Origin of the sequence: Neorhizobium sp. IRS_2294, from assembly GCF_050500145.1 — a bacterium.
Lineage (GTDB): Bacteria > Pseudomonadota > Alphaproteobacteria > Rhizobiales > Rhizobiaceae > Neorhizobium > Neorhizobium soli.
On record NZ_CP191439.1, the window covers coordinates 699356 to 722036 of the forward strand.

A 22681-nucleotide genomic window follows, 5' to 3' on the forward strand; every position below is an offset into this window, starting at 1 on the left:
AGTCCTTGTCGTTCGGTAAGTTCAGAGGGGGAAATGCTATGCATGCTGTATGCCTCAATAGCAGAAAGGGCGCCGGTTGCCCGACGCCCTTTCCGAAACACTGAACCTGAAGGATCAGATGTGCAGACCTTACGGCCTGATCACATCATGTCCATTCCGCCCATGCCGCCCATGCCGCCGCCGCCCATGCCGCCGCCAGCCGATTCCTTCTTAGGAAGTTCGGCAATCATGGCTTCGGTGGTGATCAGCAGCGAAGCAACCGAAGCTGCGTTCTGCAGAGCCGTGCGAACGACCTTGACCGGGTCGACGATACCCATGGCGATCATGTCGCCATATTCCGACGTCTGGGCGTTGTAGCCGAAGTTGTCGCTGTCGCCGTCGAGGATCTTGCCGACAACGATCGAAGCTTCGTCACCAGCGTTGGTTGCGATCTGGCGAACCAGCGACTGCAGCGCCTTGCGGACGATGTTGATGCCGGCTTCCTGGTCGTCGTTCGCGCCCTTGGACGTGATCTTGGTCGAAGCGCGCAGGAGTGCGGTACCGCCGCCTGGGACGATGCCTTCCTGAACGGCAGCGCGCGTCGCGTTGAGCGCGTCGTCGATGCGGTCCTTGCGTTCCTTGACTTCGATTTCCGTGGAACCGCCGACGCGGATGACGGCAACGCCGCCAGCGAGCTTGGCAAGACGTTCCTGCAGCTTCTCGCGGTCATAGTCCGAAGATGTTTCTTCGATCTGTGCCTTGATCTGTGCAACGCGGCCTTCGATGTCGGTCTTCTGACCGGCGCCGTCGACGATCGTCGTGTTTTCCTTGGTGATCGAGACCTTCTTCGAACGGCCGAGCATGTCGAGCGTTACGGTTTCGAGCTTGATGCCGAGGTCTTCGGAGATGACAGTGCCGCCCGTCAGGATGGCGATGTCTTCCAGCATGGCCTTGCGGCGATCGCCGAAGCCAGGAGCCTTGACAGCAGCAATCTTCAGGCCGCCACGCAGCTTGTTGACGACGAGCGTAGCAAGAGCTTCGCCTTCGACGTCTTCAGCGATGATGAGGAGCGGCTTGCCGGTCTGAACGACAGCTTCGAGAACAGGCAGCATGGCCTGAAGGTTCGAAAGCTTCTTTTCGTGCAGAAGGATGTAAGCGTCGTCGAGATCGGCGACCATCTTTTCCGGGTTGGTCACGAAGTAAGGCGACAGGTAGCCGCGGTCGAACTGCATGCCTTCGACGACTTCGAGTTCGGTTTCAGCGGTCTTGGCTTCTTCAACGGTGATAACACCTTCGTTGCCGACCTTCTGCATGGCTTCAGCAATGTCACGGCCGACCTGTGCGTCGCCGTTTGCCGAAATCGTGCCGACCTGTGCAACTTCTTCCGAAGTCGAGATCTTCTTGGCGTTGGCCTGGAGATCCTTGACGACTTCTGCAACGGCGAGATCGATGCCGCGCTTCAGGTCCATCGGGTTCATGCCGGCGGCCACTGCCTTGTTGCCTTCGCGAACGATGGCCTGTGCAAGAACGGTAGCAGTCGTGGTGCCGTCGCCGGCGATGTCGTTGGTCTTCGAAGCAACTTCGCGGACCATCTGGGCGCCCATGTTTTCGAACTTGTCTTCAAGTTCGATTTCCTTGGCGACCGAAACACCGTCCTTGGTGATGCGCGGAGCGCCGAAGGACTTGTCGATGATGACGTTACGACCCTTTGGGCCGAGCGTGACCTTCACTGCGTCAGCGAGGATATCGACGCCGTGAAGCATCTTTTCGCGCGCGGTGCGGCCAAACTTGATTTCTTTAGCTGCCATGTTGGGAACTCCTGAAAAGGGGTGTCAGCAAATATTGGAAGAAGAGCAGTCGGCTAAAATCAGCCGATGATGCCCATGATGTCGGCTTCCTTCATGATCAGAAGGTCGACGCCATCGAGCTTGACTTCGGTGCCCGACCACTTGCCGAACAGAACGCGGTCGCCGACCTTGACGTCGAGTGCAACCTGCTTGCCGCTTTCGTCGCGGGCGCCAGGACCAACGGCGATGATTTCGCCTTCAGCTGGCTTTTCCTTGGCGGTATCGGGAATGATGATGCCGCCCTTGGTCTTTTCTTCAGACTCGACGCGCTTGACTACAACGCGGTCGTGCAGGGGGCGAAAATTGGTGCTTGTCATTGTCTAATCCCTCGATCAAATGACATGGACGGGTCTCAAGGACCCGCGGAGTGACGTTTAGCACTCATCTATCGAGAGTGCTAACGAGACCCGAGATAAGGATGGCTGCGAGCTGAGTCAAGAACGGGCTTGAAAAATTCAGGGCTCAAGGAGCGGCCATGCAGAATACGCTTAACGACCAAAACCCGGGCGCAGCGCCGAGCTTTCGTGAGCTCGTGGCGGTGTTTGCCCGGATCGGTGCCCTCAGTTTCGGAGGGCCTGCCGGACAGATCGGCATGATGCACAAGACTTTGGTGGAAGAAAGACGCTGGCTCTCGGAAGAGCGGTTTCTGCACGCCCTCAACTACTGCATGCTGCTGCCCGGCCCGGAAGCGCAGCAACTGGCCACCTATATCGGCTGGCTGCTGTTCGGCGTGCGCGGCGGCATCGTTTCGGGTCTGCTTTTCGTGCTTCCCGGCCTTGCCATCATTCTGGGGCTTTCGGCGGCTTACGTCCTCTATCAGGACGCGACATGGCTTGCCGGCCTGTTCTTCGGCCTGAAGGCCGCGGTCCTTGCGATCGTGGTGGAGGCGGTGATCCGCCTCGGACGCCGGACGCTGAAAACCAGCTTTCTGCGCGGCGTCGCGGCTGCGGCCTTCGTGGCCCTGTTCTTCTTCAGTCTGCCGTTTCCGCTGGTCGTGTTCGCGGCCGGTCTTGCAGGCTATCTGATAACGCGGGCAGGGGCGCAGCAAACGCAAGACAGCATCGCCAAAGAGGACAGTCCTCCCGGCGCGAAAACACCTGGTGTCGCCCGCACGATCGCAACGCTTGTATTCTGGATCCTCGTCTGGCAGTCGCCTGTCCTGGTGCTCTGGGCCTTCGGTGCCCCGGACAGCCTGTCCAGTCTGTTCGCCTTCTTCTCCAAGATGGCGCTGGTCACCTTCGGCGGCGCCTATGCGGTTCTGGCCTATGTGGCGCAGGTCGCAGTCGCCGATTACGGCTGGCTGAAACCGGGCGAAATGCTGGACGGCCTGGCACTTGCCGAAACCACGCCGGGCCCGCTCGTGCTGGTTCTGTCCTTTGTCGGGTTCCTCGTCGGCTTCCGCGAAGCCTCCGGTCTCGGCCCCGTCACGGGCGGAATAATCGGCGGCCTGCTTGTCGCCTGGGCAACCTTCGTGCCGAGCTTCGTCTTCATCTTTGCGGGCGCCCCTCTGATCGAGCGCCTGCGCGGCAACGCCCTTTTATCGGGCGCGCTGTCGGCCATCACCGCCGCGGTCGTCGGCGTCATCCTCAACCTCGCGATCTGGTTCGGCCTGCATGTTCTGTTCAGAGAGGTTCGCCACGTCGATCTCTTTGCGCTAGCAGGATTTGGCCTTTCCGTCCCGGTCTGGTCCAGCCTCGATCCCATCGCGCTCGTGCTTTTCGCAGCCTCCTCCGTCATGCTGTTCGTCCTGAAGCTCGGCATGGTGCCGGTGCTAGCCATCAGCGCGGCGGCCGGTTTCCTCGCCCAAATCGTCCTGATCCAGTGAAGATCGGACCATTGCAAAAATATGAAGTTTTCCCAGGTTCTGCCTCGCAGCGGCGCCTTTCACCGCCTTGTCCCTTGTAATCTCGCCAACGGTTTGCGATGTCAGCCTCCTAATCGAGCAGGCAAAACCGGCAGGAACTTTTGATATGGCAAAGCGCATCCAGAATTTGAACGACGTGATCGAGGGCTACGATGTCGTGCTTTCGGACGTCTGGGGCGTGGTCCATAACGGTGTCGAAGCCTTCCAGCATTCCTGCACAGCCTTGGCCGCCGCGAGAGAAGCCGGCGCCACTGTCGTGCTGATCACCAACTCGCCGCGCCCCGCACCTGGCGTCATCGAACAGATGAAGCATCTCGGCGTTCCCGATGGAACCTATGACCGGATCGTCACGTCTGGCGATGTCACCCGGCATCTGGTCGCCGAAGGCCCGAAGAAGGTGTTTCTGCTGGGGCCTGAACGCGACCTCAATTTCTTCGATGGACTGGGTATCGAGATCGTTTCTGAAGCCGACGCCGATTGCGTCGTCTGCACCGGCTTCTTCGACGACGAGAAGGAAGTGCCCGAAGACTATACCCAGATGCTGAACACCTTCATTGCGCGCGACGTGCCGATGATCTGCGCCAACCCGGATCTGGTGGTCGAGCGCGGTCACCGGATCATCCCCTGCGCCGGTGCGGTCGCCGCCTATTACGAGCAGCTCGGTGGCCAGGTCCGCGTCGCCGGCAAGCCGCACAAGCCGATCTACGACGAGGCGCTCTCGATTGCCCGCCAGGAGCGCGGCGATGTCGACAAGGCGAGGGTTCTCGCGATCGGCGACGGCATGCCGACCGATGTTCGTGGCGCGCTTTCGCAAGGCCTCGACCTGCTTTATATCAGTGCCGGCATTCACATCGCGGAATATTCTGTCGATGGCGAAACCGATGAGGCGATCATGCAGGAATGGCTGAAAAGCGAGAACGCGGCGCCGAAATTCTGGATGCCGCGCCTCGCCTGATCCGGAACCTGTCATGACCGTATTTCACCGCAACGAAATGAAGGAGCCGCTGTCCGAAAGCCTCAAGGGCGGCGTCGTCGCGATCGGCAATTTCGATGGCGTCCATCGCGGCCATCGCAGTGTGCTCGATCGGGCGCTGGAACTCGCCAGTGAACGCGGCGTGCCCGCACTCGTGTTGACGTTCGAGCCGCATCCGCGCACCGTCTTCAAGCCTGACCAGCCTGTCTTCCGGCTGACGCCGGCACCGCTGAAGGCACGGCTCTTGGAAGCGATGGGATTTCGCTCCGTGATCGAGTACCCGTTCGACCGCGACTTCGCGACCCGTTCGGCAGAAGATTTCGTGAAGACGATCCTGACCGACTGGCTGGGCGCAAGCGCCGTCGTCACGGGCTTCGACTTCCATTTCGGCAAGGGCCGCGAAGGCGGACCGGCCTTCCTGATGACCGCCGGCGATCGTCACGACTTCACCGTGTCGCTGGTGGATGCGTTTCGCGATGAAAACGCGGAAGTCGTGTCGTCGAGCCGCATTCGCGATCTGATCGCCGAAGGAGACGTTGTCGCTGCGGCAGGCCTGCTCGGCTATCGCTACACGGTCGAGGCGGAAGTGATCGGCGGCGAACAGCTTGGCCGACAGCTCGGCTATCCCACAGCGAACATGAAGCTTGCCCCTGAAACGGAACTCAAGCCCGGCATCTACGCCGTGCGCTTCAGACGAGCCGACGGCACGCTGCATGACGGCGTTGCAAGCTACGGTCGCCGCCCGACGGTGACGGACGACGGTGCACCGCTCCTCGAAACCTATCTGTTCGATTTCTCCGGAAACCTCTACGGCGAGATCAGCTCGGTCTCCTTCTTCGGCTATCTGCGCCCCGAACTCAAATTCGACGGCCTCGACCCCTTGGTCGCGCAGATGAAAAACGACGAGGAAGAGGCGAGGGCACTGCTTTCAGGCGTAAAGCCGCTCGGCGAACTGGACATGAAGATCGCGTTTTAGGCTTTAGAGGCGCCTGTCCGACCCGGCGTCTTTCAGAATGGCATTCGCTGTGTGGCGGCTGAGAAGAGTGCGGGGTACGAGAATTATCTTCCCCGTCGCCTTCGATTGCCACTTTTCGTGAGAGCCCTTGGCATTCGTCAGGTAAACATAGCCGAGTTCTGAAATGATCGAGCGGACGGTCTTGTAAAAACCGTCCACCATCAGGCGGCCGCCGTCATCTCGGCGGGCCGTTGCCAGAGAATTGCCGGGATGAGGTCCTTCACCGGCGTCTGTGCCAGATCCTCTGCGGATATATGATTGGCAACGATGAGATCGATGGCTGCATCGAAGATGACGTCTTCAAAAGAATCCACGTCGGGCGCCTCGATATGAAGGCCCTCGATGTCGCTCTCCGAATAGAAGACCCTGGCTTCTTCATCCCAGACAGCTTTGATAAAGAATGTTCTCTTCACGGTGTCTACTCTGAAGGTCTGCGGTTTCCCGAAAACCATATATCTGTCATCAGTAGTCCGCAACGCAGGAATGATATCCCATGGCAACTCCACCCCGCAGGCCCGTAAACCCGATGGAAGCGGCCGAAGCGCTGTTCAAGCCGGTCAAGAAACCCGCTGCTCCGGCAGTGGAACGACGCGCCGCTCCTCAGGCAAAGGAACTCGTGTCCCTGAAGCTCGACAGCGCCGTGATCGAATATTTCCAGGACGACGGCCCCGGCTGGCAGGACCGCATCAACGATGCGTTGGTGGCGGTGATGAAGGCGAACCCGAAGGATTAACGGTCCTAGCCCGAAAAACTTTCGCCCGCGGTCAGTTCGCCGCGAGCAATGTCTGCCTTCTTCTGCAGAAATGCGAGATAATCCGGAGCCATCTTCTGCTGCAGGATATAGTCCTGCATCAGGCCCAGCAGAACTTTCGATGGCGATTGATTGGCAGCCTCGGCAGCTTCCATGAACTCGTCATGCAGCGACCGATCGATCTGCAGTGTCAACGAAGCGTCTTTCGTCATCGGCGTTACCTCTCAGGCTGGAAGATACACGCTGTCCGAATTGCCAACAAGCGCGCAGGACGGGCTACCGTTTTGCCCCTTCCTTTCACCCGAAAAACACCGTAATAACCGCCCCCATGACAGATTTCCGGCGGGCCAGGATCGTGGCCGCGATGTTCATACGAATTATCGGCCCGGCCTTCCGCGCGGCTTGAACAGTCGGCCGGAGGGTCCGGGTTTTCGGCGCTTCCAGGAGCGCTTCTGCCACCGATTTCATCCGCATGCGCCTTTGTCCCGGCGCCAGAGACGATAGCCAATATGACCGATACAGTGACTGAAAAGCTCGATTACTCGAAGACCCTCTATCTGCCCGAGACCGAGTTTCCGATGCGCGCGGGCCTGCCGCAGAAAGAGCCGGAAACCGTTGCCCGCTGGCGCGAGATGGATCTCTACAAGAAGCTGCGTGCTTCTGCCGCCGGCCGCGAAAAGTTCGTGCTGCACGATGGCCCTCCCTATGCCAACGGCAACATCCATATCGGCCATGCGCTCAACAAGATCCTGAAGGACGTCATCACCCGCTCGTTCCAGATGCGTGGCTACGACGCCAACTACGTTCCCGGCTGGGATTGTCACGGCCTGCCGATCGAGTGGAAGATCGAGGAAGAGAATTATCGCGCCAAGGGCAAGGCCAAGCCCGACCTGAAGCAGCCGGACGCGATGATCGAGTTCCGCAAGGAATGCCGCGCCTATGCGCAGAAGTGGATCGCCATCCAGGCCGAAGAATTCAAGCGCCTCGGCATCGTCGGCGATTTCGACAAACCCTACCTGACCATGGATTTCCATTCGGAAAGCCGGATCGCCGGCGAACTTCTGAAGATCGCCATGAGCGGCCAGCTCTATCGCGGCTCGAAGCCGATCATGTGGTCGGTGGTCGAGCGCACGGCGCTTGCCGAAGCCGAGGTGGAATACCACGACTACGAGAGCGACACGATCTGGGTGAAGTTCCCGGTGACAACTGCTGCCTTTGGGACTGGCGGCCAGTGGGTTGGCGACGAGGATCTACAGAAACTTGCCGAGGATGACTTAGCGATAAAGAAAGACCTGCGCGACGCGCATGTCGTCATCTGGACGACCACCCCTTGGACCATCCCGGGCAACCGTGCCGTCGCTTACTCGCCAAAGGTTGCTTACGGCCTTTATGAGGTGACGGAAGCCACCAATGAGTTTGGTCCGCAGCCGGGCGAAAAGCTAATTTTTGCTGACTCGCTGGCTGAAGAATCGGCAACGAAGGCCAAGCTTTCCCTTAAAAAGTTGCGCGGCGTTTCCGCTGCTCACCTCGCTGCGATGACGCTCTCTCATCCCCTCAAGGATCTCGGCTACGACTTCACCGTCCCACTCCTCGCCGGCGACCATGTCACCGATGACGCCGGTACCGGTTTCGTCCACACCGCGCCGTCCCACGGCCGCGAGGATTTCGAGGCCTGGATGTCCAGCGTCAAGGAACTCGAAGCCCGCGGCATCGATCCGCGCATCCCGTTCCCGGTCGATGACTCGGGCACCTACACGACCGACGCCCCCGGTTTCGAGGGTGCTCGCGTCATGGATGACAACGGCAAGAAGGGCGATGCCAACGATCGCGTCATCAAGGCGCTGATCGAACGCAAAGCGCTGTTTGCCCGTGGCCGCCTGAAGCATTCCTATCCGCATTCCTGGCGCTCGAAGAAGCCGATCATCTTCCGCAACACGCCGCAGTGGTTCGTCTATATGGACAAGGACCTCGCGGACGGAACGACGCTTCGCGCCCGTGCGCTGACCGCCATCGACGATACCCGCTTCGTGCCCGCCGCCGGCCAGAACCGCCTGCGCGCCATGATCGAGCAGCGCCCGGACTGGGTTCTGTCGCGCCAGCGCGCCTGGGGCGTCCCGATCTGCGTGTTTGCCGATGAGGAAGGCAATGTCCTGCAGGACGAAGAGGTCAATGCCCGCATCCTGGAAGCCTTCGATGCAGAAGGTGCCGATGCCTGGTTTGCCGAAGGTGCCAAGGAACGCTTCCTGGGCAACGCCCATGACGGCGCCAAGTGGACGCAGGTCATGGACATCCTCGACGTCTGGTTCGATTCAGGCTCGACGCACACGTTTACCCTCGAAGACCGTCCGGACCTGAAATGGCCGGCCGACGTCTATCTCGAAGGCTCCGACCAGCATCGCGGCTGGTTCCATTCGTCGCTTCTGGAATCGGCTGCTACCCGCGGCCGCGCGCCCTATGACACGGTCGTCACCCATGGTTTCACCATGGATGAGAAGGGCCAGAAAATGTCGAAGTCGCTTGGCAATGTCGTGGCGCCGCAGGATGTCATGAAGGATGCCGGCGCCGATATCCTGCGCCTGTGGGTCATGACCACCGACTACTGGGAAGACCAGCGCCTCGGCAAGACGATCATCCAGACCAATGTCGATGCCTATCGCAAGCTGCGCAACACCATCCGCTGGATGCTCGGCACGCTGGCCCACGACGATGGCGAAGAGATCGCTTATGCCGAGCTGCCGGAGCTCGAAAAGCTGATGCTGCACCGCCTGTCCGAGCTCGATGAAGTCGTGCGCACCGGTTACGATGCGTTCGAATTCAAGAAGATCGCCCGCGCACTGATCGATTTCTGCAATATCGAACTGTCGGCCTTCTACTTCGACATCCGCAAGGATGCGCTCTATTGCGACGCCCCGTCGGCGTTGCGCCGTCGCGCCTCGCTTGCGGTCATCCGCAAGATCTTCGAATGCACAGTCACATGGCTCGCACCCATGCTGCCTTTCACCACGGAAGAGGCATGGCTGTCCCTGAAGCCCGATGCCGTCTCCGTGCATCTGGAACAGTTCCCGGATGTGCCGGCCGAGTGGAAGAACGATGCGGTTGCCGAGAAATGGGCAAAGATCCGCAAGGTTCGCTCGGTCGTCACAGGCGCGCTCGAAATCGAGCGCAAGGACAAGCGCATCGGTTCGTCGCTTGAAGCCGCACCCGTCGTCCATGTCGCCGATGCCGAGCTTTTGAAGGCGCTGGACGGGCTGGATTTCGAAGAAACCTGCATCACATCCGCCATCACGATCGTGGCAGACGAAGGCCCGCAGACGGCGTTCCGTCTTGCGGAAGTCTCGGGCGTGTCGGTTGAGCCGAAGCCTGCTGACGGCGTCAAATGCGCCCGCTCGTGGCGGGTGACGACGGATGTCGGGTCAGATCCCGCCTGGCCGGATGTTTCGGCCCGCGATGCGGCTGCATTGACAGAACTGGCCAAGCTTGGCCGGCTCTGATGGCTTGCAGATTACCGGATGATTGCGCTTGGCCGCGTCATCCGGTATTCCTGCCTGAAATTGGCCGGAATGTTCCGGCACGAGATGACTTCCGGTTTTGAAGGCGTCAGGACGGGCGCCGATGGTAGGGGTTTGATGAAAACGACTTATGCGTTTCGTGCCGCGATCGGTGCGGTTGGCATGCTGGCTGCAACCGTGTCTCTTTCCGGCTGCATGGGCGGCCCGACCTATGGCACCGACAAGACGGCAATGGCCCAGCTCGGCGACGATCTTGGAGCAGCTGTCGCTCTCGGCAGCGCCCGCGATGAAGAAAAAGAAAAGCTGCGCTACAATCCCCGCCCGACGCTGGTTGTTGCCGGCAAGGGTCAGAGCAGTCTTCCTGCACCCCAGCAGTCGCTCGCCAACCGCGAAAGCAACCCGAACTGGGTTGAATCTCCGGAAGAGACCCGTGCGCGCCTGCGTCTGGAAGCCAAGGAAAACGAAGGCAACAACAATTACCGTTCGCCGCTGATGGCCGGTCGTGGCCAGGGTGGTCAGATGACCGAAACGGAAAAATGGGAAGCCTTCCGCAAGGCCAAGCAGGATGTCGAAACGGTCAACATGGGCTCGCGCCGCCGTTCGCTGTCCGAGCCGCCGGCTGAATTCCGTGCCGCCGATGCCGCAACCCTTCAGGATCTCGGAGAACCCGAGAACGAGAAGGAGCGCCGTCGCAAGAAGGAAGCGCAGAGCGCAACCCAGGCGTCGAACAGCAGCTGGTGGAAGCCCTTCCAGTAAGAGCTTGTCTTGTCTAATCCCGGCGTGAGCGAAAGAAGCCTGTCAGAATGTCGGCGGCTTCCCGCTCTCCGAGCCCGGAATAGACATCCGGCGCATGATGGCAGCTCGGCTGCGCAAAGAAGCGCACGCCATTTTCGACAGCGCCACCCTTCGGATCTCCCGCGCCGTAATACAGCCGGCGAATTCGCGCGAACGAAATCGCCGCCGCACACATGGTGCATGGTTCCAGCGTCACGTAAAGATCGGCACCACTAAGCCGTTCCTGGCCGAGAACCCCGGCCGCAGCCCGCATAACCGCAATCTCGGCATGCGCCGTCACGTCGTTCTTGGTGCGGGTCAGGTTGCCGGATCTGGCGATAATCTCGCCGTCCATGACCAGCACGGCACCCACGGGAACTTCGCCCTGTGCCGCTGCAAGCCTGGCTTCTGTGAGTGCGGCATCCATGAAACCGTCGCTCTTGGGCATTTCCGCGATTTCCTCTTAACCCGGCTCGCATGAACTGGTAGGAAGCATTCAACACGAAGCGCGCTGTGCGCGTGTTTCATCACCATCCACGAACACGAATGTCCGGTTCGTTTCCGTAGACATCATGCTTCAGGCAAACAACAAATGACTTCAAAAGACAAGCCGAAGCGCGGCGAAGCCAAAACCTTCATCCGCGAGATCAAGCCGAAATCTGCAGATGCTGCAGCCGGCAAGACAAAGACGGGGACGGGCTTCAAGAAACGGGCGCCCGCAAAGCCCGGTTCCGATGCGCCGCGCTCCGATCGTCCGCGCTCCGATGCGCCCCGCGCTGAAAAGCCCCGCGCCGAACACGCTGCCGCCGACAAGCCGGCAAAGCCGATGCGCCGTCAGGCAGCCTCTGCCGAAACGGCAGCGTCGGATGGCAAGCCCGAGCGTATTTCCAAGATCCTCGCCCGCGTCGGCGTGGCGTCCCGCCGCGATATCGAGCGGATGATCATGGATGGCCGTGTGTCGCTCAACGGCAAGGTTCTCGATACGCCGGTCGTCAACGTCACTTTCGACGATGCGATCGAGGTGGATGGCGTGCCGATCCGCGGTGTCGAGCGCACGCGCCTGTGGCTCTACCACAAGCCCGGCGGCCTGGTGACGACGAATTCCGATCCGGAAGGACGTCCGACCGTGTTTGAAAGCCTGCCCGGCGAACTGCCGCGGGTTCTCTCCATCGGCCGTCTCGACATCAATACCGAAGGCCTGCTGCTTCTGACCAACGACGGCGGTCTGTCGCGCGTGCTGGAACTTCCGACCACCGGCTGGCTGCGTCGCTACCGCGTCCGCGCCCATGGCGAGGTGGATCAGGAAGCGCTCGACAAGCTGAAGGACGGCATTGCCGTCGATGGCGTTCTCTACGGCTCGATCGAAGCCACGCTCGACCGTTCGCAGGGCCGCAACGTCTGGATCACCATGGGTCTTCGCGAAGGCAAGAACCGCGAGATCAAGAACGTCCTCGGCGCGCTCGGGCTTGAAGTCAACCGCCTGATCCGTATCTCCTACGGCCCGTTCCAGCTCGGTGACCTGCCGGAAGGCGAGGTCATGGAAGTGCGCGGCCGCACGCTGCGCGACCAGCTCGGTCCGCGCCTGATCGAAGAAGCGAAGGCGAATTTCGACGCGCCGATCTACAACGAAACGCCTGCCGCTGCTGAAGACGAGAAGCCGGCGCGCTCCTCCCGCTCCGAATGGTCGAGCCCGGCGGATCGCCCGGCACGTCCTCGCGACGAGGACAGACGCGAGCGCTCGCTCGGCCGTCTCGATACCAAGGCGACCGAACGCAAGTTCTCCGAAAAGCCGGCCGGCAAATTCGGCGCAAAGCCCGAGGGCAAGTTCGGCGCAAAGCCAGGCTTCAAGTCCAACGACCGTGATCTCGGCGACGAAAAGCCGAAGAAGCGTCCGCCGATGGGCACCAGCCGCACCGCCAATGTCTGGATGGCGCCGGGTGCGCGTCCAAACGCCGACGGCAGCGTCCGGGCGGTTTCCGCTCGTGCCCAGGCAGAGCAGCTGTTCAGGAAACAGGTGCCGGAAAATGACCGCCGCGTGATCGTGAAGCGCGCCGATGACGACGCCGACTGGATCCGTGCGGATTCTCCGCCGGAGCCGGAAAAGGGCGAATTCGGCGCCAAGCGTTCCTTCGGTGACAAACCCCGCGGTGACAAACCCCGTGGCGACAAGCCGAGAAGCGACAGACCCCGCAGCGATAGCCCCCGCGGTGACAGCCCGAGAGGCGAGCGCTCCTTCGGCGACCGCAAGCCACGCGAAAGCGGCGATCGTCCCTATGGCGACAAGCCCCGTGGCGAGCGTTCGTTCGGTGATCGTCCCTCCCGTGGAGATCGTCCGACAGGTGACCGCCCAAGCGGCGACCGTCGCCCGCGTCAGGATGGTGACCGTCCCGCCCGTGCGTTCAACGCCGGAGAAGGCCGCTCCGATCGTCCGCGCTCGGATCGCCCTTATGGTGACAGGCCTGCGCGTGGTGACCGCCCGACGGGTGACCGCCCAACACGTGACCGGCCAACGGGCGACCGTCGCCCGCGCGAGGATGGTGATCGTCCCGCACGCTCGTTCAGTGCTGGAGAAGGTCGTCCCGATCGTCCGCGCTCGGATCGTCCGTTCGGTGACAAGCCCGCGTTCGGCGATAAGCCCAGAGGTGCACGGCCTGCCGGCAAATCCTTCGGCGGCAAGCCGAGCGGTGGTAAGCCAAGCTTTGGCGGTAAGCCGTCCGGTGGCAAGCCTTCGGGTGGCCGCCCCTCGGGTGGCAAGCCCGGCGGACGTCCGGCTGGCGCTCGATCAGGCGGCCCAGGTGGAAAACCGCGGACCCCGAGAGGCTGATCCGTGCGCATCGTAGGGGGTGAATTCCGCGGCCGCACGCTCGCCACGCCGAAAACCAGCGCGATCCGGCCGACCATCGACCGGACGCGCGAAAGCCTGTTCAACATCATCGGCCATGTCTATCCGCAGGCGCTGGATGGCACGCGGGTGATCGATCTTTTCGCCGGCACCGGTGCCGTCGGACTGGAAGCCGTCTCGCGCGGCTGTCGTCATGCGCTGTTCGTCGAAAACGGTGTCGAAGGTCGCGGTCTCCTGTGGGAGAACATCGACGCTTTCGGCCTGCATGGCCGCGCCCGCATCCTGCGCCGCGATGCCACCAAGCTCGGCCCGGTCGGTACGCTGGAACCCTACAACTTCCTCTTCGCCGATCCGCCTTATGGTCAGAAGCTGGGTGAGGGGGCTCTGTTTGCCGCCCATGTCGGCGGCTGGCTGGTGCCCGGCGCACTCGCGATTCTCGAAGAACGCGCCGATGTGACGGTTGAAGTCGATCCGGCCTACAAGCTGCTCGAAAGCCGAACATTCGGCGATACGCGGATGGATTTCTTCCGCTACGAGCCGGCCTGAGCAAAGGCGGGAGGCGATCCATGAACACGAGGCTGACCCTTGCTGATCATGAGACAGCGGATCGCGTTGGCCGGAAGAAGGGCGATCTCCGGTACGCGGTCGCCTTCGGCGGCGGCGGCGCCCGCGGCATTTCCCATATCCATGTCATCGAAGCGCTGGACGAACTCGGCATCCGGCCGGTAGCAATTTCCGGCTCTTCGATCGGCGCGATCATGGGTGCCGCCATGGCATCGGGCATGTCGGGCCGCGAGATTCGCGACTATACCGTCGAGACCGTCGGCAACCGCGGCTCGCTGGTGAACCGGCTCTGGGGTCTCGGCCCGTCCACGATGCGCGATGCACTCGGCGGCTTTCGCTTCGGTCACTTCAATCTGGAGCCGATCCTCGAGGCCTTCCTGCCGAGCCAGATCCCGCAGGATTTTGCCGATCTCGTCATACCCTTGAAGATCTCCGCCACCGATTATTATGGCCAGGCGGAGGTGATCCTCGAGACGGGCAATCTGCGCAAGGCGATCGCGGCCTCTGCCGCCATTCCCGGCCTGTTCATGCCGGTCAGGGTCAACAACCGCGTCATGATCGATGGCGGCGTCTTCAATCCCGTCCCTTACGAGCAGTTGATGGATCTCGCCGACGTGGTGATCGGCATCGATGTGGTCGGCGCGCCGGAAGGCGATGGCCTGCATCCGCCAAACCGCTTCGACAGCCTGTTCGGCGCAAGCCAGCTCACCATGCAGGCCAGCATTGCCCTCAAGCTGAAACTCAACCCGCCGCACATCTTCCTGCGTCCCAGCGTTAATCGCTTCGGCGTAATGGATTTCTACAAGGCGCGCGACATCCTCGAAGCCTCAGAAGGCACAAGAGACGAGCTGAAGCGTGCGATCGAGGCTCTTGAAAGGGCTGCCTGATCACCACTTGCCGATCGAAACACCGGAAGCCTTTTCCTCCGGGCTTTTGCCGGTGCGTTTCGGCTTGATCAGCGGCTCGGGGCGAACGGGACTGTTGAAGAGCATCTCGCGGCCGGCGCCCAAACCCTGCACGGCCTGGACCTGCAGCCGTTCCTCGTCGCGACGGCGGATATCGTCGCCGATCTCGGAGGCGGCAGCCTCGCTCATGCCGAGCGCTTCCAGCGTCCGTCGCCCAAACAGCAGCCCGGACTCCAGCGTTTCGCGCAACTCGTATTCGACGTTCTTTTCGCGCAGCGCCAGCGAATGAACCCGGTCGTAGGACCGCACGAACAGGCGCACATCGGGAAATTCCGACGCAATCAGGTCGACGATCCGGTCCGTCGTTTCCCGTTTCTGGGTTGCTACGACGACGATCTTCGTCTTCTCGATACCGGACGCGATCAGAACGTCCTTGCGGGCACCGTCGCCGAAATAGATCCGGAAGCCGAAATTGGCCGCCTGCCGGATACGCTCCGGACTGTCGTCGATGACAGTCACGGAACTGCCGCCGGCAAGCAGGATCTGCGCCGCGATCTGGCCGAAACGGGAAAAGCCGATCATCAGCACATCGGCTCCGGCGCCTTCGAAATCCTCCTCCAGATGTTCGCGCGTCTCGCTCTTCTGCAGGCGCCTAGCAAGCGCAGAGCCAAGCGGCGTCAGCGCCATCGACAGCGTCACGCCGGCAATCAGAAGCGAAGCGGTGGCGGAAGAGAGGAGGCCCGCCGCGGTCGCGGTGGTAAACAGCACGAAGCCGAACTCGCCACCCTGCGGCAACAGGAACGCGATCTTCAGCGCGTCATTGGGCGGCGAACCCCACAGACGCGAGAGAGCGTAGACCACGGCCGCCTTCACGCCCATGAACACGGCAACGGCCGGGATCAGGAAGGCAAGGTTTTCGAAGATCACCTGGACTTCGAGCGAAAGCCCGACAGCGACGAAGAACAGCGCCAGAAGCAGGCCGCGGAAGGGTTCGATATCCGCTTCCAGCTCGTGCCGATAGGAGGATTCCGCCAGCATGACGCCGGAGAGGAAAGCACCCATCGCCATCGACAGACCGACGGCCTGCATCGCAGCCGCCGAACCGAGCACGACGAGAAGGGCGGCGGCAATCATCACCTCGCGGGCACCGCTGCTGGCAATGATCTGGAACATCGGTGTCAGCAGGTACTTGCCGGCAATTACCATGGCGCCCACGGCAGCGACAGCGATTGCAAAGTCCAGCATCGGGGTGGCGGCTGCCTCGCTGGTGCCGGGTGCCAGGATTGTGATCAACGCCAGAAGCGGCACGATCGCCAGATCCTGGAACAAGAGAACGGAGAAGGAGCGCTGCCCGTAGCGGCTGTTCATCTCACCTGTGTCATTGAGGATCTGCAGCGCAAAGGCGGTGGACGACAGGGCAAGCCCGAAGCCGATCATCAGGCTGCCGCGCCAGTCCGCCATTTCCGACAGGTAGGCGAACCCGCTCAGGATGCCACCCGATATCGCCACCTGCGCCGGCCCAAGCCCGAACACATCGGCCCGCATCTGCCACAGACGCGAGGGTTTCAGCTCCAGCCCGATGACGAAGAGCAGGAACACGACGCCGAATTCCGCGACATGCAGCACTTCCTGCGTATCGGTCACCTGTTGCAGCACCGGACCGATCAGGATGCCGGCCGCGAGATATCCAAGCACGGTGCCAAGACCGAGCCTGCGAAACAGCGGGGCGGCGATCACCGCACCCGCAAGCAGCATCAACATTTCTGTAAAGTGGGAGCCGTTTGCAGTCATAGGGCACTTTCAGGTCGGGAATGCGGAACGTCAACCGGGGAATCGGAACGCTGCCCTTGATGCTTCGGTCGGTGCACAATAAATGGTGTGCAAACGAAAGGCTTGCAAACATGACCTCGCAAATCGATTCCGCCTCCCTTCTGGCGCGTGCCGGCGAACTGATCGATCTGGCCAAGGCGGCGGGCGCCGACAAGGCGGATGCGGTGGTCGTCCGCTCCCGCTCCAGTTCCGTCAGCGTCCGGCTCGGAAAGGTGGAAGGAACCGAATCGTCGGAAAGCGACGACTTCTCGCTCCGTGTCTTCGTCGGCAACAAGGTTGCAAGCGTTTCCGCCAACCCGGGTTTCGATCTGAAGGTGCTGGCCGAACGCGCAGTGGCGATGGCGAAGGTCTCGCCCGAGGATCCCTTTGCCTGCCTGGCGGATGAAAAGGACCTTGCAAGAGACTACCCCGATCTCGACCTGTTCGACCCGACCGAAGTCTCAGCCGATACGATGCGCGAGGTCGCGCTCGAGATGGAACAGGCAGCCCGCGATGTCGCAGGCGTCACCAATTCATCGGGATCTGGCGCCTCCGCCGGAATGGGCGGAATGGTTCTCGTCACCTCGCACGGATTTTCCGGCTCCTACATGGCCAGCCGCTTCGGCCGCTCCGTCAGCGTCATCGCCGGCGAAGGCACGAAGATGGAGCGCGACTACGATTTCGACAGCCGTCTGTTTGCAGCCGATCTCGATGATCCGAAGCTGATCGGCCGGCGTGCCGGCGAGCGGGTGGTCAAGCGCATCAATCCGCGCCAGGTCGATACCGGCAGCAATGTCACCGTCGTCTTCGAACCCCGCATCGCGCGCGGCTTCGTCAGCCATATCGCCGGCGCCATCAACGGCGGATCGGTTGCCCGCAAGACATCCTTCCTGCGCGACAAGATGGGCCAGCAGGTGCTGAAACCAGGCCTCAATATCACCGACGATCCTTTGATCGTGCGCGGTTCCTCCTCGCGCCCCTTCGATGGCGAGGGTGTGAAGGGCGAGCGTCTGGTGATGATCGAGGACGGCGTGCTGAACCACTGGTTCCTCTCCACCTCGACAGGACGCGAGATCGGGTTCCCGACCAATGGCCGCGGCGTGCGCGGCGGCACGTCCGTCACCCCGGCCTCCACGAACCTCGCGCTGGAACCGGGCAACATTTCGCCTGAAGACCTGATCCGCCAGATCGGCACCGGTTTCTACATCACCGAACTGATCGGCCAGGGCGTCAACATGATCACCGGCGAGTATTCGCGCGGCGCGACCGGCTTCTGGATCGAGAATGGCGAGCTTGCCTATCCGGTCTCCGAAGTCACGATCGCCTCCAATCTGAAGGACATGTTCATGCGGATGACGCCGGCAAACGATATCGACCGCAAGTTCGGCACTGCCTCTCCGACGATCGCAATCGAAGGCATGACGCTGGCGGGACGCTGACCGATGGCTGGCGCGGAAGGGCAATGGCTTGAAGATCTGGACCTGATCCGCGATGCCGCCCGTCAGGCCGGCGAGATCGCGCATGGCTTTTTCGGCCAGTCGCCGGAAGTCTGGTGGAAAAACGAGGGCTCGTCGCCCGTCAGTGCCGCAGACTTTGCGGCAAACGACATTCTCCAGAGCCTGCTTCTGACCGCCCGTCCCAATTACGGCTGGCTGTCCGAAGAAACGGATGACGACGACGCCAGGCTTTCACTCGACACGCTGTTCGTGGTGGATCCGATCGACGGCACCCGCGCCTTCATCAATGGCGAAAAGACCTGGTGCGTCTCGGTCGCCGTCGTCCATCACGGCCGACCCGTGGCGGGCGTTCTGGTAGCGCCGGCGCTCGGCGAGGAGTTCTTTGCCGTCAAGGGCGGTCAGGCGATCCGCAACGGTGCGCCGATCTCTGTTACCAAGGATGATCATGATAAGCTTGTGATCGCTGCCGATGAAAACCTTGTGAAGAAATTTGATCTGCCGTTCCGCAGCCATGTCGAACGCCATCGGCATATCCCGTCGCTCGCCTACCGGCTGGCGATGGTCGCGGACGGACGCCTCGATGGCACCGTCGTCAAGCGCAACTCGCATGACTGGGATCTCGCCGCCGCCGACCTTATCCTGGAATGCGCAGGCGGCCGGTTGACCGACATTGCGGGAAGCCCGCTCACCTACAACCGGCGGCAGGTCCGCCACGAGATGCTGGTGGCTGGCGCAGAGCATGCACTGGAACGGCTATTGCCGCAGATCCAGCGATTTCCGGCCGCTTGACCTTTGTGGCGTAATGCCGCAGATGAGGATCGGGCGGAGAGGATAAACGGGACAGGATGGACATGACCGCGACGACTGACAAGAAACAGCTTCTGCATCTGGTTTTCGGTGGCGAACTTTCGAGCCTCGAAGAGGTTCAGTTCAAGGATCTTGCGGCGCTGGATATCGTCGGCATCTATCCCGATTATGCAACGGCCCTGACGGCCTGGCGCAGCAAGGCACAGCAGACGGTCGACAACGCCCAGATGCGCTATTTCATCGTTCACATGCACCGCCTGCTCGAGCCGGGCCCCAAGTAACGCTGAAGCAAGCCTGATCTGCCAGGTTTCGAAATGCCAGGGTCTGGAACATAGGGTCCGGGACCCCTTTTTGACGCATTTGTGCATGACAGAAATTCGGCGACTGATACGATATCAGAAGGACGACCGGGATTGATGACGGCCATCATGCAGTGGGGGCAAAAGCGATGAGCGGCAGTATGGCTCGCATGGCCCTGGCGGGATACCGTCTGGCCGGCATCGCGCTTTATCCATTTGCCGGGCCGTACCTCACGTACAGGTCGATGAAGGGCAAGGAAGATTCCTCGCGCCGTCTCGAAAGGCTCGGCTATGCCAGCCTGCCGCGCCCGCGCGGACCGCTGGTCTGGGTTCATGCCGCAAGCGTCGGCGAAACCATGTCGATCATGCCGCTGATCCGCGAACTTCGCCGTCGCGAGATCCATGTCCTGCTGACGACAGGGACCGTTACATCCGCAGCACTGGTCGATGCCAGGCTCGGCGATGAAGTCATTCATCAATATGTGCCGTTCGATCTAAAATTCTCCATCAAGCGCTTTGTCTCCTACTGGAAGCCGGATGCGTGCATTACGGCCGAGTCCGAAATCTGGCCGACGACGGTCGCCGAACTGGCACGCCGCCGGATCCCGCAGATCCGCGTCAATGCCCGGCTGTCGGATCGCTCGTTCACGCGCTGGCACAATCACAATACCATCGCCGAAGCGCTGTTCGAAAAGCTGGCCCTCGTGGTGGCCCAGTCCGATCTCGATGCGGAGCGTTTCCGTGATCTCGGCGCCTGGCCGGTGATCGTGTCCGGCAACCTCAAGACCGATACCGACCCGCCGCCATGCGACGAGGAGCTCCTGGCCCGCTACAAGGCCGAAATCGGCGAGCGCAAGACCTGGGCTGCGATCTCCACGTTCGATGGCGAGGAAAAGGCCGCCGCCACCGTGCATCGGGCGCTGAAGCCGAAAAGCAACCTGTTGACCATCCTCGTGCCCCGTCATCCGGATCGCGCAGATGCGATCGAGGAGATGCTGAAGGCGGAGGGGCTCACCGTCGCCCGCCGCTCGCGCAACGACACGATCACGCCGGAAACCGATATTTTCCTCGGCGATTCCATCGGCGAAATGGGTCTCTATCTGCGGCTGACCGAAATCTCCTTTGTCGGCAAGTCGTTGACCAACGAGGGCGGCCAGAACCCGCTGGAGCCGGCCATGCTCGGATCTGCGGTTCTGTCCGGCCCGAACATCGACAATTTCCGCGATGCCTACCAGCATCTGGTCAAGAAGGGCGGCGCCCGGATGGTCCGCGATGTCGAGATGCTGGCAAAGGCCGTGCATTACCTGATGATCAACGACCTTGCCCGCCGCAAGATGGTCGAAGCCGGCCATGACGCGATGGACGAAATGCGCGGCGCGTTGGCCAAGACCGTCAAGGCGCTCGAACCTTACGTCAATCCGCTCACCGTCAGCGCCAGGCTTCAGCCGAAGACAGCCGCCGCCGGTGCTGCACGCTGATGGCCGGGGCGACAAGCGACGTGGCGGATATGGACTTCTCGCATATCGCCGGCATCCTGTTCGACAAGGACGGCACGCTTTTGCACTATGATGCGAGCTGGGGCCCGGTGAACCGCGAAGCGGCCCGCATCGCGTCGGGCGGCGATGCGGATCTCGAAATGCGCCTCCTGCAAGCCGGCGGCATGGATCCCGTATCCGGCCACACCCGTGCCGATAGCCTGCTTGCGGCCGGCAATGCCGCCGAGATCGCCGCAGGTTTCGTGTCCGCAGGCGCCCCCATGGATGTGGCAGATCTCACCCGTCAGCTCGATGCACTCTTCGTTCGCTCTGCCGAATATTCCGTTCCGGTCACCGATCTCGCCGCCTTCTTCGGCGCGCTGAAGGCACGCGGCCTGAAGCTCGGCATCGCCTCCAGCGACAATGAGGAAGCCATCCGCCAGACGGCGATCCGTTTCGGCTTTATCGATCATGTCGATTTCATCTGCGGCTATGACAGCGGTTTTGGTGTGAAGCCCAAACCCGGCATGTTCCTGAAATTCTGCGAGGTCGTCGGTCTCGAACCGGAACAGGTGGCGATGGTCGGCGACAACAATCACGACATGCATATGGGCGAGGCGGCCGGCGCCGGCATCAAGGTCGCGGTTTTGACCGGGACCGGTTCGCGCCAGACGCTGTCGACTGCCGCCGATCTCTGCCTCGACGATATTACTGCCTTTGCCGCCCTCTTGCCGGGCTCGGCACCGGCTGCGGCGGGCTGAGCGGTGGTTTCCGAAGCACCGCCATTCTGGTGGACCAAGGCCGACTGGCGCGTCTGGGCGCTGTCGCCGGTGTCGTTTGTCTATGGTGCCGTCTCCGGCCGCCGCATGGCGAAGTCGAAGCGGGCGCAGGCGCCGCTGCCGGTCATTTGCGTCGGAAACTTCACCGTCGGCGGTGCCGGCAAGACACCGACGGCGATCACGCTTGCCCGCGCCGCTAAGGCGAAGGGCCTCACGCCCGGTTTCCTCACCCGTGGCTATGGCGGATCGCTTGACGTCACGACAATGGTCGATCGCTCCAAACACAGGGCCGAAGCCGTCGGCGACGAAGCGCTGCTTCTCGAGCGCGAAGCGATGACCGTCATTTCCCGCCGCCGCGTGGACGGTGCGAGAATGCTGGCGCAAAACGGCGCCGATCTCATCATCATGGATGACGGGTTCCAGAGCGCCCGTCTCTCGATCGATTTCGCGCTTGTCGTGATCGATTCCGTCCGCGGCATCGGCAATGGCCATCTCGTGCCGGGCGGTCCCGTGCGGGCACCGCTGGCCGAGCAGATGCGCCAGGCCTCCGCCATCCTCAAGGTCGGCACCGGCGACGCGGCCGACAGGATCGTGCGCCAGGCATCGCGCGCCGGCAAGCAGGTCCACGTCGCGACACTCGATCCAAGCCCCGGCCAGTCGCTGGCGGGCACAAATCTTCTCGCCTTTACCGGGATTGCCGATCCGGAGAAATTCTACCGCACCGTCAACAGCGTCGGCGGGTTGATTTCAGAGCGCCAGTCGTTCCCGGATCATCATTTCTTCACGGCGGATGAAATCGAAAGCCTGCTAGAGGAAGCCGACAGGGACGGGCTCCATCTCGTGACGACGGCCAAGGACGCGGTGCGTCTCGTCGGTCATCACGGTCCGGCCGAAAAACTGCTCAACCGGGTACAGGTGGTGGACGTGGAGATGCGCTTCGACAATCCGAAAGCGCCCGGCCAGATCATCGATGCGGCTTTCGCAAGGTTTCGGGAGCGTCGCCTGAAGAGCGGCGTGAAACCCTGATCAGGG

Annotated in this window: 21 protein-coding genes; 15 read left to right on the plus strand and 6 right to left on the minus strand. The window is 61.9% G+C overall.

All coding sequences use genetic code 11. The features are described from left to right. Positions 1 to 140 precede the first annotated feature (140 nt). Both groL and groES read right to left on the minus strand, forming a co-directional pair. Complete coding sequence (gene groL / locus ACQY1K_RS03285) at positions 141 to 1787, minus strand: chaperonin GroEL (protein WP_062453717.1); 1647 nt, start codon at positions 1785 to 1787, stop codon at positions 141 to 143. A 59-nt stretch (positions 1788 to 1846) separates the two neighbouring features. After that, positions 1847 to 2143, minus strand: coding sequence for a co-chaperone GroES (gene groES, locus ACQY1K_RS03290; RefSeq protein ID WP_062453716.1), 297 nt, complete (start codon positions 2141 to 2143; stop codon positions 1847 to 1849). A gap of 158 nt (positions 2144 to 2301) precedes the next feature. Between groES and chrA the strand changes: the two genes are divergently transcribed. From chrA to ACQY1K_RS03305, 3 genes are all read left to right on the plus strand, one after another. Next, positions 2302 to 3651, plus strand: a complete 1350-nt coding sequence (gene chrA, locus ACQY1K_RS03295; protein WP_430258299.1) for a chromate efflux transporter — start codon at positions 2302 to 2304, stop codon at positions 3649 to 3651. A gap of 145 nt (positions 3652 to 3796) precedes the next feature. Continuing rightward, positions 3797 to 4645, plus strand: a complete 849-nt coding sequence (locus ACQY1K_RS03300; protein WP_184654017.1) for a TIGR01459 family HAD-type hydrolase — start codon at positions 3797 to 3799, stop codon at positions 4643 to 4645. Positions 4646 to 4658: 13 nt separating this feature from the next. Further along, positions 4659 to 5639, plus strand: coding sequence for a bifunctional riboflavin kinase/FAD synthetase (locus ACQY1K_RS03305; protein ID WP_430258300.1), 981 nt, complete (start codon positions 4659 to 4661; stop codon positions 5637 to 5639). Between the two features lie 200 nt (positions 5640 to 5839). Here the strand turns inward: ACQY1K_RS03305 and ACQY1K_RS03310 are convergent, their stop codons facing one another. Then, complete coding sequence (locus ACQY1K_RS03310) at positions 5840 to 6178, minus strand: DUF1902 domain-containing protein (RefSeq protein ID WP_430258301.1); 339 nt, start codon at positions 6176 to 6178, stop codon at positions 5840 to 5842. Between ACQY1K_RS03310 and ACQY1K_RS03315 the strand changes: the two genes are divergently transcribed. Further along, positions 6172 to 6411: a BrnA antitoxin family protein gene (locus ACQY1K_RS03315; RefSeq protein WP_092661361.1), complete on the plus strand. Its 240-nt coding sequence runs from the start codon at positions 6172 to 6174 to the stop codon at positions 6409 to 6411. The genes ACQY1K_RS03310 and ACQY1K_RS03315 overlap by 7 nt on opposite strands. Before the next feature lie 5 nt (positions 6412 to 6416). Here ACQY1K_RS03315 and ACQY1K_RS03320 read toward each other — a convergent pair whose 3' ends face one another. Continuing rightward, a complete protein-coding gene (locus ACQY1K_RS03320) occupies positions 6417 to 6641 on the minus strand; it encodes a hypothetical protein (RefSeq protein ID WP_113109552.1) in 225 nt (74 codons plus the stop codon). A 297-nt stretch (positions 6642 to 6938) separates the two neighbouring features. Between ACQY1K_RS03320 and ileS the strand changes: the two genes are divergently transcribed. Both ileS and ACQY1K_RS03330 read left to right on the plus strand, forming a co-directional pair. After that, positions 6939 to 9920, plus strand: coding sequence for an isoleucine--tRNA ligase (gene ileS / locus ACQY1K_RS03325; RefSeq protein WP_430258302.1), 2982 nt, complete (start codon positions 6939 to 6941; stop codon positions 9918 to 9920). A 135-nt stretch (positions 9921 to 10055) separates the two neighbouring features. After that, positions 10056 to 10694, plus strand: a complete 639-nt coding sequence (locus ACQY1K_RS03330) for a hypothetical protein (protein ID WP_092662408.1) — start codon at positions 10056 to 10058, stop codon at positions 10692 to 10694. A 13-nt stretch (positions 10695 to 10707) separates the two neighbouring features. Here ACQY1K_RS03330 and ACQY1K_RS03335 read toward each other — a convergent pair whose 3' ends face one another. After that, on the minus strand, positions 10708 to 11160 hold the full coding sequence (locus tag ACQY1K_RS03335; protein WP_113165577.1) for a nucleoside deaminase: 453 nt from the start codon (positions 11158 to 11160) through the stop codon (positions 10708 to 10710). 144 nt (positions 11161 to 11304) lie between these two features. Between ACQY1K_RS03335 and ACQY1K_RS03340 the strand changes: the two genes are divergently transcribed. The 3 genes from ACQY1K_RS03340 to ACQY1K_RS03350 are packed head-to-tail and all read left to right on the plus strand — an operon-like array spanning position 11305 to position 15005. Then, positions 11305 to 13536 carry a pseudouridine synthase gene (locus ACQY1K_RS03340; RefSeq protein WP_430258303.1) on the plus strand — a complete coding sequence of 744 codons (2232 nt, stop codon included), beginning with the start codon at positions 11305 to 11307 and terminating at the stop codon, positions 13534 to 13536. Between the two features lie 3 nt (positions 13537 to 13539). Next, the gene (gene rsmD / locus ACQY1K_RS03345; protein WP_113109555.1) at positions 13540 to 14100 is read left to right on the plus strand and encodes a 16S rRNA (guanine(966)-N(2))-methyltransferase RsmD; all 561 of its coding nucleotides are present in this window, start codon (positions 13540 to 13542) and stop codon (positions 14098 to 14100) included. Positions 14101 to 14120: 20 nt separating this feature from the next. Further along, positions 14121 to 15005, plus strand: a complete 885-nt coding sequence (locus ACQY1K_RS03350; RefSeq protein WP_430258304.1) for a patatin-like phospholipase family protein — start codon at positions 14121 to 14123, stop codon at positions 15003 to 15005. On the opposite strand, the gene ACQY1K_RS03355 is transcribed toward ACQY1K_RS03350, so the two are convergent. Beyond that, positions 15006 to 16814: a monovalent cation:proton antiporter-2 (CPA2) family protein gene (locus tag ACQY1K_RS03355; protein ID WP_062453704.1), complete on the minus strand. Its 1809-nt coding sequence runs from the start codon at positions 16812 to 16814 to the stop codon at positions 15006 to 15008. It lies immediately after the preceding gene. A gap of 110 nt (positions 16815 to 16924) precedes the next feature. Here ACQY1K_RS03355 and ACQY1K_RS03360 point away from each other — a divergent pair, with 110 nt between their 5' ends. From ACQY1K_RS03360 to lpxK, 6 genes are all read left to right on the plus strand, one after another. Continuing rightward, positions 16925 to 18271: a TldD/PmbA family protein gene (locus tag ACQY1K_RS03360; RefSeq protein WP_430258305.1), complete on the plus strand. Its 1347-nt coding sequence runs from the start codon at positions 16925 to 16927 to the stop codon at positions 18269 to 18271. A 3-nt stretch (positions 18272 to 18274) separates the two neighbouring features. Continuing rightward, positions 18275 to 19078 (plus strand): 3'(2'),5'-bisphosphate nucleotidase CysQ, encoded by an 804-nt coding sequence (locus ACQY1K_RS03365; protein ID WP_430258306.1) that lies wholly within the window; start codon positions 18275 to 18277, stop codon positions 19076 to 19078. Positions 19079 to 19140: 62 nt separating this feature from the next. Further along, positions 19141 to 19377: a DUF4170 domain-containing protein gene (locus ACQY1K_RS03370; RefSeq protein ID WP_062454846.1), complete on the plus strand. Its 237-nt coding sequence runs from the start codon at positions 19141 to 19143 to the stop codon at positions 19375 to 19377. Positions 19378 to 19544: 167 nt separating this feature from the next. Further along, positions 19545 to 20873: a lipid IV(A) 3-deoxy-D-manno-octulosonic acid transferase gene (gene waaA, locus ACQY1K_RS03375; protein WP_062453702.1), complete on the plus strand. Its 1329-nt coding sequence runs from the start codon at positions 19545 to 19547 to the stop codon at positions 20871 to 20873. Then, positions 20873 to 21631, plus strand: a complete 759-nt coding sequence (locus tag ACQY1K_RS03380; RefSeq protein ID WP_430258307.1) for an HAD family hydrolase — start codon at positions 20873 to 20875, stop codon at positions 21629 to 21631. Before waaA ends, ACQY1K_RS03380 begins: the two co-directional genes overlap by 1 nt. Before the next feature lie 3 nt (positions 21632 to 21634). Next, positions 21635 to 22675 carry a tetraacyldisaccharide 4'-kinase gene (gene lpxK / locus ACQY1K_RS03385; protein ID WP_430258308.1) on the plus strand — a complete coding sequence of 347 codons (1041 nt, stop codon included), beginning with the start codon at positions 21635 to 21637 and terminating at the stop codon, positions 22673 to 22675. The last annotated feature ends 6 nt before the right edge of the window (positions 22676 to 22681 follow it).

Excerpts from the sequence above, each read along its gene's own strand:
- ACQY1K_RS03355 (WP_062453704.1), bottom strand. The coding sequence starts at position 16,814 with ATGACTGCAAACGGCTCCCACTTTACAGAAATGTTGATGCTGCTTGCG.
- ACQY1K_RS03315 (WP_092661361.1), top strand. The coding sequence starts at position 6,172 with ATGGCAACTCCACCCCGCAGGCCCGTAAACCCGATGGAAGCGGCCGAA.
- ileS (WP_430258302.1), top strand. The coding sequence starts at position 6,939 with ATGACCGATACAGTGACTGAAAAGCTCGATTACTCGAAGACCCTCTAT.
- ACQY1K_RS03320 (WP_113109552.1), bottom strand. The coding sequence starts at position 6,641 with ATGACGAAAGACGCTTCGTTGACACTGCAGATCGATCGGTCGCTGCAT.
- ACQY1K_RS03360 (WP_430258305.1), top strand. The coding sequence starts at position 16,925 with ATGACCTCGCAAATCGATTCCGCCTCCCTTCTGGCGCGTGCCGGCGAA.
- ACQY1K_RS03350 (WP_430258304.1), top strand. The coding sequence starts at position 14,121 with ATGAACACGAGGCTGACCCTTGCTGATCATGAGACAGCGGATCGCGTT.
- groL (WP_062453717.1), bottom strand. The coding sequence starts at position 1,787 with ATGGCAGCTAAAGAAATCAAGTTTGGCCGCACCGCGCGCGAAAAGATG.
- waaA (WP_062453702.1), top strand. The coding sequence starts at position 19,545 with ATGAGCGGCAGTATGGCTCGCATGGCCCTGGCGGGATACCGTCTGGCC.
- ACQY1K_RS03340 (WP_430258303.1), top strand. The coding sequence starts at position 11,305 with ATGACTTCAAAAGACAAGCCGAAGCGCGGCGAAGCCAAAACCTTCATC.
- chrA (WP_430258299.1), top strand. The coding sequence starts at position 2,302 with ATGCAGAATACGCTTAACGACCAAAACCCGGGCGCAGCGCCGAGCTTT.
- ACQY1K_RS03370 (WP_062454846.1), top strand. The coding sequence starts at position 19,141 with ATGACCGCGACGACTGACAAGAAACAGCTTCTGCATCTGGTTTTCGGT.
- ACQY1K_RS03330 (WP_092662408.1), top strand. The coding sequence starts at position 10,056 with ATGAAAACGACTTATGCGTTTCGTGCCGCGATCGGTGCGGTTGGCATG.
- ACQY1K_RS03305 (WP_430258300.1), top strand. The coding sequence starts at position 4,659 with ATGACCGTATTTCACCGCAACGAAATGAAGGAGCCGCTGTCCGAAAGC.
- ACQY1K_RS03335 (WP_113165577.1), bottom strand. The coding sequence starts at position 11,160 with ATGCCCAAGAGCGACGGTTTCATGGATGCCGCACTCACAGAAGCCAGG.
- ACQY1K_RS03300 (WP_184654017.1), top strand. The coding sequence starts at position 3,797 with ATGGCAAAGCGCATCCAGAATTTGAACGACGTGATCGAGGGCTACGAT.
- groES (WP_062453716.1), bottom strand. The coding sequence starts at position 2,143 with ATGACAAGCACCAATTTTCGCCCCCTGCACGACCGCGTTGTAGTCAAG.
- ACQY1K_RS03365 (WP_430258306.1), top strand. The coding sequence starts at position 18,275 with ATGGCTGGCGCGGAAGGGCAATGGCTTGAAGATCTGGACCTGATCCGC.
- ACQY1K_RS03380 (WP_430258307.1), top strand. The coding sequence starts at position 20,873 with ATGGCCGGGGCGACAAGCGACGTGGCGGATATGGACTTCTCGCATATC.